Annotated in this window: 8 protein-coding genes and 4 pseudogenes; 6 read left to right on the top strand and 6 right to left on the bottom strand. The window is 54.1% G+C overall.

Going from position 1 to position 12,970, the window contains the following annotated elements; genetic code table 11:
• Positions 1-102: 102 nt before the first annotated feature.
• Positions 103-343, bottom strand: a pseudogene (locus AC0ZT5_RS24295) (tyrosine-type recombinase/integrase); the annotation flags it as partial.
• Between the two features lie 248 nt (positions 344-591).
• Here AC0ZT5_RS24295 and AC0ZT5_RS24290 point away from each other — a divergent pair.
• Positions 592-867, top strand: a complete 276-nt coding sequence (locus AC0ZT5_RS24290) for a hypothetical protein (protein WP_488498539.1) — start codon at positions 592-594, stop codon at positions 865-867.
• Between the two features lie 8 nt (positions 868-875).
• Positions 876-992 (top strand): annotated as a pseudogene (locus tag AC0ZT5_RS24285) (group II intron maturase-specific domain-containing protein); the annotation flags it as partial.
• 87 nt (positions 993-1,079) lie between these two features.
• Here the strand turns inward: AC0ZT5_RS24285 and AC0ZT5_RS24280 are convergent.
• A pseudogene (locus AC0ZT5_RS24280) lies at positions 1,080-1,304 on the bottom strand (transposase); the annotation flags it as partial.
• An 867-nt stretch (positions 1,305-2,171) separates the two neighbouring features.
• Here AC0ZT5_RS24280 and AC0ZT5_RS24275 point away from each other — a divergent pair.
• Both AC0ZT5_RS24275 and AC0ZT5_RS24270 read left to right on the top strand, forming a co-directional pair.
• Entirely contained in the window at positions 2,172-4,808 is a 2,637-nt protein-coding gene (locus AC0ZT5_RS24275) for a hypothetical protein (protein WP_488498495.1), read from the top strand.
• A gap of 52 nt (positions 4,809-4,860) precedes the next feature.
• Positions 4,861-5,021 (top strand): annotated as a pseudogene (locus AC0ZT5_RS24270) (IS6 family transposase); the annotation flags it as partial.
• 156 nt (positions 5,022-5,177) lie between these two features.
• Here AC0ZT5_RS24270 and AC0ZT5_RS24265 read toward each other — a convergent pair.
• On the bottom strand, positions 5,178-6,308 hold the full coding sequence (locus AC0ZT5_RS24265; protein ID WP_488498494.1) for a mandelate racemase/muconate lactonizing enzyme family protein: 1,131 nt from the start codon (positions 6,306-6,308) through the stop codon (positions 5,178-5,180).
• A gap of 277 nt (positions 6,309-6,585) precedes the next feature.
• Positions 6,586-8,148 (bottom strand): ABC transporter substrate-binding protein, encoded by a 1,563-nt coding sequence (locus AC0ZT5_RS24260; protein WP_488498493.1) that lies wholly within the window; start codon positions 8,146-8,148, stop codon positions 6,586-6,588.
• A gap of 708 nt (positions 8,149-8,856) precedes the next feature.
• Between AC0ZT5_RS24260 and AC0ZT5_RS24255 the strand changes: the two genes are divergently transcribed.
• Positions 8,857-9,144 carry a hypothetical protein gene (locus AC0ZT5_RS24255; protein ID WP_488498492.1) on the top strand — a complete coding sequence of 96 codons (288 nt, stop codon included), beginning with the start codon at positions 8,857-8,859 and terminating at the stop codon, positions 9,142-9,144.
• A 306-nt stretch (positions 9,145-9,450) separates the two neighbouring features.
• The gene (locus AC0ZT5_RS24250; RefSeq protein ID WP_488498491.1) at positions 9,451-10,596 is read left to right on the top strand and encodes a mandelate racemase/muconate lactonizing enzyme family protein; all 1,146 of its coding nucleotides are present in this window, start codon (positions 9,451-9,453) and stop codon (positions 10,594-10,596) included.
• A 400-nt stretch (positions 10,597-10,996) separates the two neighbouring features.
• On the opposite strand, the gene AC0ZT5_RS24245 is transcribed toward AC0ZT5_RS24250, so the two are convergent.
• Positions 10,997-11,446, bottom strand: coding sequence for a hypothetical protein (locus tag AC0ZT5_RS24245; protein WP_488498490.1), 450 nt, complete (start codon positions 11,444-11,446; stop codon positions 10,997-10,999).
• Between the two features lie 359 nt (positions 11,447-11,805).
• Positions 11,806-12,909 (bottom strand): mandelate racemase/muconate lactonizing enzyme family protein, encoded by a 1,104-nt coding sequence (locus AC0ZT5_RS24240; protein WP_488498489.1) that lies wholly within the window; start codon positions 12,907-12,909, stop codon positions 11,806-11,808.
• Between the last annotated feature and the right edge of the window lie 61 nt (positions 12,910-12,970).

Genomic DNA, 12,970 nt, shown 5'->3' with positions numbered 1-12,970 from the left:
ACGATCGTGCCAAAGAGGCGTCCACATCATCACTCCAATCGTGGTCACCACGTCCTAATCGCGAGACTCCAACGTAAAAGACTATCGGCGGCTCCTATGCCGCGTCACGCCATAGAGGAACCGGAGTGCGCAGAGGATCTTGTTCCCCGACCAGGAGATGCCCTTTGACACGAGTTGAACCTTGGAAGCCATTGATGTCAAGGCCCAGCCGATCAGGCGATCGGCCAAACTTGCGGCTAAACTTCGCGACTGCATAAGGATTGCTGCGTGGTGTGGCCGAAGATAGATTGGGGATTGTCATGTCCTCAATCATCCGGCGACGCAGAGGGCTCATCTCAGCCAGTGGATCTCCTGTCTGAAGGATGGGTTTGCAACACCCAAATCCTCTCAGACGGGAGAGGCGTCTCTCGAAGCGGGCACCAATTGCCGCGACTAGCGGCTTAGTTGTGTGCCCAGCATGTTCAACCGCTTGGGGGTGAAAGTCCCTTAGCCAACCTGATGGAGGTGAAGGCTTAGCAAAGCGCAAGGGCATTACCGCGAGGTGGTGTCTGAAGGAAGCGTGGAGCCGGCCCGAGCCTCCTAAGCAACCTCCTGCTCGACGATCTCGACAAGGAACTGACCCGACGTGGCCACCGTTTTTGCCGCTACGCCGACGGCTGCAACATCTATGTCCGCAGCCGCCGCGCCGGCGAACGGGTCATGGCTTCCGTCAGCCGGTTCCTGACCAAGAAGCTGCGGCTGAAGGTCAACGAGGCAGAGAGCGCGGTGGCGCGACCGGAGGAGCGGAAGTTCCTGGGTTCAGCATCTCGAACGACGGGAGCGAGCGGCGCATCGCGCCAAAAGCTCTCGACAAATTCAAGACGCTGATCCGGGACATGACACGCCGGACACGGGGCATCAGTCTGCCGCAGCTGATCAAGGAGCTAGAGCCATACCTCATCGGTTGGCGCGGCTACTGCGGCTTCTGCCAGACTCCACGGGTGCTTACGAACTTGGAAGCGTGGATCCGCCGAAGACTACGCATGTATCTCTGGCGGCAATGGGGGAACGGGCACGTCCCCCTGTCCCGATCAATCCGCACGCAACTCCTGCAGGCACTCGTCGGCGTGCTTGCACGGCAGATGGTCCAGCGCGTTCCTGAGGAAGTGCCCGTAGCAGCGCTGCCAGGCCGCTTCCGGGATCACCTCGCCGATCGCCGCGACCAGGCCGCATGGTCGTCGGACACGACCAGTTCGACGGATCTGGCGACGGCCGTCCCAGTTGATGCCGACGGCAATAAGGACCGCTTGGCTCATGACGATGCCCCGTCTTCACGTTGCTATGGGGCGGCAACGCGGCGGGTGGTGCCGGAAAGTAGAGCACTGTCGCAGAACGGATTGAAAACCGCGCTAAGTATCTCCACGCGCCGTTGCGAATGGACGGGGATTCCGCTCACCGGAAACCCTTCAGCGCCTCGTCTCGATCTTTTCCGCCCTGCGAAACCTTTTCGCTCCGTCTCGCTCAAGACAGTCCGCGTTTGCAATCCATCTTGCCCGGCTGAACGCAACGACGAGTGCAAAGCCGTGACTGCGTTCTGCTAACAGAAGCGCACACCCCTTCACCGCATTCATAAGCATACGACGTGACAGCGCCTAGAGTGCTGGTTGCCTCGCTGCACGATGGCGCCAGCGGTATATTTCTCAGCCAATTACCCTAACATGCATCAACTTTAACACTTCTTCATCAAACCATCACAAATAGCAGATGCATAAATACGGCGTTGTTCTCAACATAATCAAACACTTGGCGTACAATGTCGCATTCCGCCACTACGTTGACGGCAACTCAATACCTGATAGTCTTCAGCCGACGATTTGGTCAGGAGCAAGGGTAGTCCAATGGTCAGACGTATTGCGACGTTATCTACATTTCAATTCTGAACACTAGGGATAAACGATGAGATAGGGATCGTCTGGCGGTAGGTCAGAGGATTTTTGCTCGGCGGGCCCTGGTTCGAACCCAAGTTCCTCAACCAGTTGCGACATACTTGTCTTAATCGCCGCCTTCTTGGAACTTCGTTCAGTTGCCGCTGACCTCGACAACTCGACGATACTAAGAGCCTAGACGCAAGAGTGGATGACAAGTGAGAAGTGCTCGGCCAGAACGATTGCGCCTGCGCGAAGGAGAAAGATATGCAGCTTATACTGGAGCGCTTGGCCGCAAAGATAACTCAAGCCGATACGGTTCAGCAGTCTTCCGGACGCTTACGTACTGAGGAGATGTTCGACCCTGACTTCGTGCCGCCCATTCCAGGAGACGACGTCTATCAGTTTATTGGTCACTCTGATGCCATGTTTCCAGACGGGGGCGGTCTAACAGAAAAGACAAACAAATGGAAAACTCCACCTGATCGCCTGCCGTGGAGCACCATACGTGGCAATCAACGTAATGTACAAATAACGGCCCACGATATCCCGAATGTTCTGGACGGATTTGAGAATTCCGTAAAGGTACTCTCACTTGACTGTTTCGATACGTTGCTATGGCGCAAGACAGCGACACCTAGAGACGTTTTCGCCGTATTAGCCGGTAATCCCGTCGCGCGAAGTTTAGGGATAACTCCTCACCAACGCATTAGCGCAGCTTCGCGTGCCTATCGAGCGAAGGCTCTAGAGAACGGTTCCGGGGAGATCGATATCGATGACATTTATCGACTTTTTACATCGCTTTCCTGTAAGGAACGGGAGCTATTGGCTGAGGTGGAAATCCAGACCGAAATGAATGTTTGCTTTGCCTTCGCCCCATACGTAGAACTGATCAGGCTGGCGCAAGCCCGTGGTATCGAAATTATCGTCGTGAGCGATACGTATTTGCGCGAAGACGAGTTAAGGCGCCTCTTGGCTCGGCATTTGCCTGCAGACGTTATGCAGGCAATCAGTAAGATTTACTGCTCTGTCGATTATGGTGCATCAAAGAGTCATACTCTTTTTGACATCGTAATCAAGGAGTGTGGCGTCCCCGCGTCGCAACTACTTCATATAGGAGATAATGCCGTAGCCGATGCTCAGGTGCCGCGGAAATGCGGAGTGCGTGCGCTGCATTTCGTGCCGTTTGCTCGTCAGGTCGTAGACTTTTTACGACTACAGCACGCAGCGTCTTCGTTGATTTTACTCGAACAAGCTGCGCCGGGAGCAGGGGCTTCGCCCTGCTATAGTCCATTTCGGCCCATTTTTGCTGTAGCAAACCTGCAGCCGTACGCGCCTGAGACGATGATCGGCTACATGTCGTTTGGCCCGGTGCTATACACCTATGCCCGTTTCCTTGTAGACGAGGTCGAGGCATTGCAACAGCAGGGCAAGCGAGTAAAGGTCTTTTTTCTGTTGCGTGATGCTTATCTTCTTTCAGCTGCGTGTGACGCCTATGCGCGCAAGTCTTTCGGCAAGCTTGTGCGAATCCGCAAGTTCTTTGCTGTTGCGGCCTCTTTCAAAACCCGCGCCGATGTCGATTATTACATCAGCGGGATCGAGCCCGAATATGACACTCTTCATGCAACTGCAAAGCAGCTTTTGCTTCCGCCTGAAGTGACCGAATTGTTAATACGGGTCGCCAATCAATCGAACGATCCAAAAACGGCGTTCCATCAGTTACTGCACGACGAAGGCGTGCTGGAGTTGATCTTCAAAAACTCCTGTGCTTTGCGAGCCCGTTTGATGTGCTATATGTCAAAGGAATTGGAGTTTAAGGAAGGCGATACCATCATCTTGGCGGACATAGGCTATAACGGTCAAACGCAGGAATATTTGGCTCGCGCCTTCAGAGACGAATTGAAAGTCGACATACTGGGTCGCTATCTGGTCGCCTCCGACGAGCCTTACCGTGCGGCAAACAGCAAAGCACTCATTACATCGCCTTGGTGGAATTACACTTTATTTGAGCAATGCTGTGCTGCCAAGGAAGGAGCGGTCGTGGATTATGATGTTGACGGCGAGCCAGTTCTTGGGGAGATCACGCAAAGTGAAAACCAGTACGAGAAGATTTCTAATGTTCAATCTGAATGCTTGCGGTTCATCAATGATGCGAGGGCATTGTTTACGAAGACCGGTGTGACGCACGAGTTGTCGCTTTTGCAGGAGGCCGCCCATGCGGCTCTATTCCGTCATGCATACATGCCTATTGAAGCGGAGCTGGAGTATTTCAAGGACTTCCAGCACGACAAGTTTATGGGTCCAGATCGCAATAAGACGATCTATCATCTAGAAAGTGCTTGGAAGAATGCGAGGTGTCAGCCCTCACCTCTTCGGTTGGGCGCATATGAAACGCGGAGCTTGGGGCTTGACTTCACATTCAGCGGTCTCGTGCAAAGAAGATTTCAACTTGATCTAAACCCTGAAGATATGAATGTGCGTTTCTCACCTCTGAAAGTCTTGATAGAGGGAAAACACGAGTCCAGGGTCCTCGTGCTTAGAGCACACCATCTGCACGACGGATATTTCTCCATTTTGCTTCCATGTGTAAACGGTACCTGCTTGAAAATGCGCTTGGGGGAACATTATGAATGGCTGCAAATCGAGAAAATAAAACTGCTAGAGGAGAATATGCCACTATTCAATTTTTCAAGAAGCGTGGGGAAGAACGTGTTGACCTCTCTCGGTCTAGAAGGAATTAACCGGCAGGGAGAGATTTACCGGTGCCTGTCACAAGAAAGTGTCGCGACAATTGGTCCCATCGAGATGCAACGGTGCGGAACGCCTCACTACTATCATATGATATTTCGCCCATTGGTTTCAAGGGCATTTGACCCGATGAGTACGCTAGGTCCCTCGCAATAAAGGAGGAAAAGGCACCATAAAATTAACCGACGGCTGATGAAGATGTGCGTCACTGTCAGAAGTTGCTCGTAATCCGCTCTATCGTCGCGACCGCCTTCCCCTCGAGATCATTGCGCAAGCGGTATGGCTTCCCGCTCAGCCTGCGTATGGTTGAGGAAATGTTGGCGGCCCGCGGCATCAGTCGTCACGTATCGGACCATTCGACTCGCCGCAGCCATCCGGGACAGGCTTTTGCACTGCCACGTCACTCAAACAGAAGGTGCCGTGTGAATGATGACGGTATCCTTTCCATCGAACTCGATTTTTGAAATAGCCTCGAAATAGGCCTGGTTGCTACTCAGCCTCAGTGTATTGCTAGCCCGAAAACACCTAACCGAAGACGCTGATCGGCGCGCCAAGAACCTCCATATCAGGTTCAACCGCCAAGCCGGGACCCGGCGTTAGATACATGCGGCTCTTCTCAACGAAGGCTCCGCCTGCTGCCGTAACCGTCTCTATCAGATTCATGGTATTCCAGACCTGAAGAAGCACCCTTTCCGGTGTCGAATATGCCATGTGGCCGATTGCTGCATTGGCGATACTGCTACCACCCGTATCTTGAATATGCATTGGGACATTCAATGCTAAACACACGTCGCGAATTGTTCGCGTCTTGGTTAGACCACCATGACGGCCTATTTTAAGATTTAAGCCATTCAGAACACCATCGCTCTTAGCCCGGATGAGAATGTCAAGGCTGTCGACACATTCGTCTAAAATCATCGGGCGACAGGTTGCGCGGCTGAAGTCTCGGCACTCTTCGTAAGTGCGGCATGGCTGCTCGAACACAATGTCAATGTTCTGAGTGCCTCGTGAGACTCGTATCGCTTCATCAAGGCGCCAACCACCATTGGCGTCGATTTTGAAGGTCTCTCCTGGCTGCAATCGCGTAGCGACGCCTTGTAAAAAGGCGATGTCACGATCTGGATCGCCGGAGGCCTTTGCCGCGAACTGTCGACAGCCATCGGCTCTCTGATAAGTGATGTTGCTGTCCATCTCAGCATTTATTTCATTTCCAATCCCGTCCGATAGGAGCGGCGGCTGGGCGTTGCAGGACCCGAGCAAATCGTGCAACGGCATATTCAGCTGCTTGCCCAGCAAATCCCAGCAGGCCATATCAATTGCCGTTTTCACATAAGGATGGCCCATAAGATGGCGATCCATTAGTTCATTAATCTCACTGACAAGAAGAGCGTTTTTTCCAATCAGAACCGGACCTAATTCTGCAATGCCAGTCGCGACTCCCTGGCCGTAGGCAGGAAGATAGTTTGATCCCCACGGAACGCTTTCCCCAAAGCCAACCAGACCGCTCTCAGTTGTCATCTCGACGATAGTAGATTGCACTTGAGGGTAAGTCCGGCCGCCCGAAAGCCGCGTCTTCTCACCGCGACATTTTAGGGGGACTTGATAGACTTTGAGTGTGGCTATGCGAGATTTTGAGTCGTCGTCTACGTTCTTCATAGTTTTTCTTTCCGACGACGCAGCTAATAACGCTATCTGCTCGTAGTGGAACCTTTCCATTTAGCTATTGGCGGTTCCGCGTCCTAAGCAGAATAAGCTAGCCCCAACTGCGCAAGCCGGTAAGGTTGGGGACGCGCCATAAGCCCGGAGATCACTCCGCTGGTGGGCTGCTGTCCGAATCCTGGGCATTGGGGACCAGGAGGCGTAAGATAATTGCAGGCGACCCAGGCTGGTGCTGAGGCCGCCTGCGGCGGCAGCGGGGGGGGATGGCAACTAGTTATTCGGAGAACCAAGCCCGCTCAGCCAGGCGAGCTCCCGCCATGGCGCGGATCGCGTCGGGCTCGACACCTTGCACCTTAGTGCTGTAGCCGTCCAACGTTGACCGGAAGGCGAATATGCAGCTGCCACCCTCATCACTGCAGAGTACTTGCATTTCGTTGTACATTTCACGTCTTTTTTCCGTGTCGAGTTCGGTCTGTGCCGTCTTCAGGAGTTGGTTGAAGCGGTCACCGCACCAGTGTGATTCGTTCCAAGGCGCATCACATTGGAAGGCGAGTGAGAACATCATTCCGGGCGTCGGCCGCACGCCCCAGCCCGTCATAAAGTATGGCCGCTTCATCCAAACGTTCGACCAATATGCATCTTCAGGCTCGCGCTTGACGGATAAATTGATTCCAGCGCGCTTGGCTTGCTCCTGCATCAGTACGGCACAATCGACGGCGCCACTGAAAGGAGCGTTGGCGGCGCTAAGTTCCACGTCAAGCTTGGTCATTCCGGCTTGCTTGAGATGCCACTTAGCCTTTTCCGGATCGTATCGACGTTGGGCTAGTTCTTTGTTGAAGAACGGATCGTTGCTAGGAATCGGATGGTCGTTGCCCAACTCGGCGAAACCTGAAAACGCGCTTGCGACAAGCGCTTGACGGTCAATTGCGTATTTGATGGCAAGCCGCACATTCTTGTCGGAGAAAGAGCCTTCTCGGATGTCCATGGCACTCGCCGCATAGCTTTGGCCGACCGCCTCAACGATTTTAACGTTGTTCTTTCGGCGAACCAATTGCACGATCTTCGGCTCGATCTGGTCGGCAGCGTCGACAGCTCCTGTGGTGAGCGCATTAGCGCGCGCGGTCGCATCGTTTATGAACGTAAACTCGATGCCATCGAACCAAGCGCGGTCCGATTTCCAGTAGTTTGGGTTGCGGTGGGCCGACAGGGTAACGCCAGGTTGGAAGCGATCAAGAATATACGGCCCGGTGCCAACAAAAGTGGTCCAATCGTTGAACCCTTCAGGAATGATCTGCAGGTGGAAGTCGCCCATTATTACCGGAATGTCCGCGTCGCCTGACGCGAGTTCGATCACAACAACATGATCCCCATCCGATCTAATCTCGGTAATCCCCTTGAGCAGGCCCTTGGCCGCCGACTTGGAATCCTCTCCCAAATGCCGTTTGAGGGAATAGATAACGTCCGCGGCAGTTAACTTCTTGCCGTTGGTGAACTCAACCTCCTTGCGTAGCTTAAACGTCCAGGTCTTGGCACCGTTGCTGCTTTCCCAGCTCTCTGCAAGTTCGGGAACTGGGCTTTTATTAGAAGCGAGCTCCACCAGGTTATTACCAAACAGCCAACCATAGGCGTATTGCGGATCGGAGAAATAAGTCAGCGGATCGAGGCTGTCGCTGGTACCGCCATTCGAATAGCCAACGCGCAGGATTCCGCCGCGTTTCGGTGCGGCCATAGCAGGCCGACTTGCTATCCCGACGATGCCGATTGAAGCGATAGCCGCCCCTACTCCAAGGAGCGTGCGACGTGTCGGGTGCCACGATTCTGATGGAGTACGTTTCATTGCTTTTCTCTCCCATTTAGTCCCCCTTGCGTTTCAACGGTCGCTGTCTGAGGGCGACGAACAGCGCTGCTCCGGAACATCTTCTCGCCCGCCGCGCTCCTCGCAACCATAGCGGCGCTTGGCACGAGAGCGAATGATGTTCGGCATTGACGGTGAGCGTACAATTGTTTCATTTAACTGTCTATAGAAAAACACTTGTGTCATAATCCGGCAACGAGAGGCGGGCCTATGGGAACAATGCGACGATGGTTCTGAAGCGCCTGGCCCCGGCATCTTTGTGCTGTGGATCGTCTCGCTGATCAAATTTCTCGGAGTTTCGGTGCTTCGGCGCGATGTGGCGACAGAGATTCTGGGGAAAGGCCGCTCATTTAAGTGGCCGCGTTCCGCCGCGAGCTTAGGCTCGATCTACCGTTGCATGTACGCTACGTTGGGTAATTCGAACGCCAACGCCCCCCGTCTCGGAATTGGCTGAGCGTTTGGTACGCGAAATATTCTGTTTCCGACCAGCTTTGCCGCCCTCTCGGCGTTCTCTCTGCTGGCGCATCTGCCATAGCGCGGCCTGCGGTCACCAAAGTCGATCACGGCACTCGCCAGCCTTCCCCATTCCACAACAAGAGCCGCAAGCTCAATCGCAGCAGCCCGATCCATAGTGGTCGATCAGCGTGCGCCGTGCCCGCTACATGGCAGCGCTGGGCGCCATCGGAGCCGGTGGCGCTTCAGAACTTTCTACAGCGCCATCGCGGCCCGGTCAGCGTCAAAGAAGCTGGCTATCATCGCCGTCGCAAGGAAGCTCCTCGTCGTCATCAATGCGACCTTCAGACTTGGCTGGGCACCGCCGACGCGACGAATCCATCGAGAAGATGTTTTTCTTCTTTTTGGCAATGCGATCAGTTCGATCTCGTGAGCGCTTCAAAAGCGCTCGTAATAGCCATCGCAGCGCTTGGCGCAGATGATGTTCAATTGACGATGGGCGTACGCTTGTTCTATAGTCCTTAACGATACAAACGATTGTGTCATTATCCGGCAATAGGTTGGCCCATTGGGAGGGCAGGTCTCATGGGAATATTGGGACGTTGGTTCTGAAGCGCTGGGTCCTTGGCACTTTTTGACAGCAGGGAGGAAATCATGCCGACACTGAAGATCTAGCTAGATAGCCGCCGCTTACGTTGGCGCTGGTAATGGCAATGGCCATAGGGCGCAGCATCAGCCGGCGGAAGGTGCAAGTCCGCTAATCTGCGCAGCACTCACCAACGTACTGTCGAGTCGCACCGTGAATCGCTTGGCTACAAGGATGTTAGGGTTATGAAAGTCACTAAGGTCTCAATCTATAAGGTAACACTGCCAGGAAAATCAGTTGAGTCAGCCAAGCGGTACTTTAGTGCAGAACACGATAAGTCTAAGACCGATTACGATTCAATTATCGTAAAAGTGGATACCGATGCCGGGACCTCTGGGTTAGGTGAGGTATGCACTATTGGAACAGATTACATGCGGGGATTCCCTGAAGGTGCGGCCGCTGGCGTACCGATCATCGCAAAAACTTTGATTGGCGAGAATCCCTTTCATGTTGATCGTATAAATCGAGCTTGGGACCAGAGCTTCAGAGATGACCTGTACGTCAAGGCGCCGTTAGATATGGCCCTATGGGACATTATCGGTCGCGCGACGGGCAAGCCCGTCTGTGATCTCATGGGAGGGCGATATCCTGGTCAGGCACCGTTATACCGATCCATTTCGTTCCCACGGTCGCATGAAGTAACCCCGGAAGAGGTAGTCAATGGTTGCCTGGACGCAAGAAAAGAGGGATTTCGGCACTTTCAACTGAAGGTGGGAAAGTCGCGCGGACGTACGATCGAGAAGGAGATCGAACAGATCAAGGCAGCTGCTGCCATACGCCAACCTGGGGAAGAAATCGTTGTCGATGTAAATACCAAGTGGACGCTTACCGACGCCATCAAGGCGGCTAACGCACTGCGTGATCTCCCCGTAATCATAGAACAACCTTGCAATACCTGGGAGGAATGCATCGAATTTCGCCGGCATTGCGACCTGCCTGTGAAACTCGACGAGTTGATCGAGACGCCGCAGGACATAATTCGCGGCTATCAGGCCGGAGCAATGGATATCATCGCGATTAAGGTCGCCCGCGTGGGTGGATTAACGCGGGCACGCCGGATGCGGGATCTAGCAGTCGATCTTGGCATTATGGTGGTGCCCGATGATGCATGGGGCAGTGAGATTGTCTCTTCGTCGCTGTTACACTTCGCGGCAAGTACCGATCCAAAGTATCTTCATTGCTATACTGACTTGACCGATTACGTAGACTATCAAACTTGTGAAGGGTACCCAAGGCGCGCCGGCCCCAACATCGTCGCATCGGACGAGCCAGGCCTCGGCTTGACGCTTATCCCGGAGAGGTTAGGTGGGCCAATCGCAGTTATCAAATAGCACGCTGCATGTAGCTGACATTGCACCGAGCGGATAGACAAGAATACTCTAAAGCTGAAAAGTAAGAACTCGTTCGGCGTCGTGACCTCATGTTGTATAAACCGTAATATACATTATTTTAGAAGCACTTATGGGTAACCTAGCAGAAACGATACTTTGAAAATCCGCTACCCCGAAACCGTCTCGGCTTTTTGTTTGGAATGGCGGACCCGATAAATAACCGTTGTTTAGTAACTGGATTTTGGGATATAGGCAGCCGGTTCCACAACGCCCTTTTGGAATCTTTCGATTGCCAACGCTGTGGCAAGGAGCCGACTGCTGCATTTATGGTGGGGAAGGTTCTGAGAGGTCAGCAAGATTGATATAGCTAAATTGGGAGGATCAACTTATCCATCCGGGCTCAAGCATGCTCGGTTTCTTGGGATAAGGCTTGTCCGCCGATACGGCCTTTTATGGGTGCCCTATGAGGCTCAGATTCTGGCATAGTTGGAAACCGAGGCGACACTCGGCAGCCCTCGTGCTGCGGAGGCTGATGAACATCGATTAGGGTAAACATTCGGCGAGGGCCGCGGTGGCTATGATTTCGGGCAACAGTTTTCTGCGGTAGGTTTCCGCGGTGCGTGACCCGCAGCCCTGCGCTCGTCGACGATATGCCGAAGGTTGTCGATGCCGTCTCGGTGAAGACGACGATAGGTTCGCTTAATTCGGACGCGGGATAGTCGTCGTAGGCGCTCAGGCGTGGGTCTTCAGAGAACATCTCGATCGAGCAATCGCGCAAAAAGTCTTCGTCCTCTTCGAGCATCTCGGCCACATATTTGAGGGTGTAAAGCGCAGAGTTGCGATATCCCATTTGATGGCCTCTTTTTTGGCCCAGATCAGGCAGCTTTATCTGCTGCGATCGTCAAGGGGCCCCAATTTCAGGGAAGCAAGTCCTCGAGCCGTGTGCCCGGCGTGTCGGCGATGCGGGAGAGAACATCGGCAGCGGGGCGCTATGAACAGATAGATTTTTGCGGGCGATCGCCGCGGGGCTGAGCTGCGAAGATGCTGCGCTCGAAGCCGGAGTGTCGCAGCCTGTAGGAACCAGATTGTTCCTACAGGCTGGCGGTATGCCACCAGGGATGTGCCCAGTGCAGTTCCGGCCAATCCGGTCACTTGCGCAAAGCAGCAGTTGTTCCCTGTCGCCTTCAGCCTGTCAGGGAACATGGGAGACTAGCTGTAGGACGCGACCGGCCCACCCAAGCTCTCGAAGTCGGGCTCGACACCCAGTCCAGGCGCGCCCGATGCAAACATCTTCCCCTCCCTGGTTAATGGGGCGGGAGTGCCGGTGTGCTCGTTATTGTAGTTATGCAAATCCGTCGTATTGATCAGGAACTCATTTGGGGTGGAGGCGGCAAAATGCGCAACGGCTGCCGTGGTGATTTCGCCGCCCCAGCTATCTTCGGAAACAACGGGGATGCGATTATCAATAAGCATGTCCCGCATGCGGCGCGCCTTGGAAAGACCGCCTTGCTTCGAGATCTTTAGACAAATGACTTCCGCCGAGCGATCCGCAATGACGCGTCTCACCATATCGAAGCTGTCAATGCATTCATCGAGCTTCATCGGCAGATCGACCTTGCGCCTTACCTGAAGGCACTCGTCATAGGTCTGGCAAGGCTGCTCCATGATATAGTCAAGGTCACGGGTGGCCTTCCCTACGCTGAGGGCTTCGTCGACGCGCCATCCTTGGTTTGCATCGGCAAAGGCCTTTTCGCCCGCAAGCAGATTGGGCACGGTTGCGCGAATGCGTTCTATATCGTCTACCCAGTTGGCGCCGACCTTAATTTGAAACTGTCGATAGCCCTGCTGGCGAAGGCTGTTCATCTCAACGACCATGTCCTCGGGCGCTTTTTGAGGCGCAACCTTATAGAGGGGAGCGCCATGCGTATGCCGTCCCCCAAGCAGCATCCACACAGGCTGCTCGACCGCTTTGCCGAGAAGGTCCCAACAGGCTGCGTCGAATGGGGCCTTGGCATATCCATGACCGCGTATTGTGTTGTCCATGATCCTTTCAATCACCCCGACCTGCCGTGGATCATGCCCCATGATAGCAGGCGCTAGCAGTCTCGCAGCCGCTTCAGTCCCTTCGCCATGGGCTTCCATATAGTTTTCCCCGCAGGGGCAGAATTCGCCCGCGCCTGTGAGGCCAGCATCGGTGCCGATAACCACGACCGTCGATCGAGCGGTCGCGATTGCATTACCTCGGCCCCATTTGTACACGCCGCCGATGTAGGTGAGGTTCTTGCGATAGATATCAACTGAAGTGATCTTCATTTTTGGCAGGGCTCCGTTGTGTCGGCCTAGTCAATAATTGTACTCGATTGACCGAGCACGT

This window comes from Mesorhizobium sp. CNPSo 4670, from assembly GCF_057784235.1.
Note: the sequence above shows the minus strand (reverse complement) of the source record. Positions and strands in the feature narration are given on the sequence as shown.

What these genes read in the sequence shown, in the direction of transcription:
- AC0ZT5_RS24240 (WP_488498489.1), bottom strand. Translation starts at nt 12,909, where the DNA reads ATGAAGATCACTTCAGTTGATATCTATCGCAAGAACCTCACCTACATC.
- AC0ZT5_RS24265 (WP_488498494.1), bottom strand. Translation starts at nt 6,308, where the DNA reads ATGAAGAACGTAGACGACGACTCAAAATCTCGCATAGCCACACTCAAA.
- AC0ZT5_RS24250 (WP_488498491.1), top strand. Translation starts at nt 9,451, where the DNA reads ATGAAAGTCACTAAGGTCTCAATCTATAAGGTAACACTGCCAGGAAAA.
- AC0ZT5_RS24245 (WP_488498490.1), bottom strand. Translation starts at nt 11,446, where the DNA reads ATGGGATATCGCAACTCTGCGCTTTACACCCTCAAATATGTGGCCGAG.
- AC0ZT5_RS24260 (WP_488498493.1), bottom strand. Translation starts at nt 8,148, where the DNA reads ATGAAACGTACTCCATCAGAATCGTGGCACCCGACACGTCGCACGCTC.
- AC0ZT5_RS24275 (WP_488498495.1), top strand. Translation starts at nt 2,172, where the DNA reads ATGCAGCTTATACTGGAGCGCTTGGCCGCAAAGATAACTCAAGCCGAT.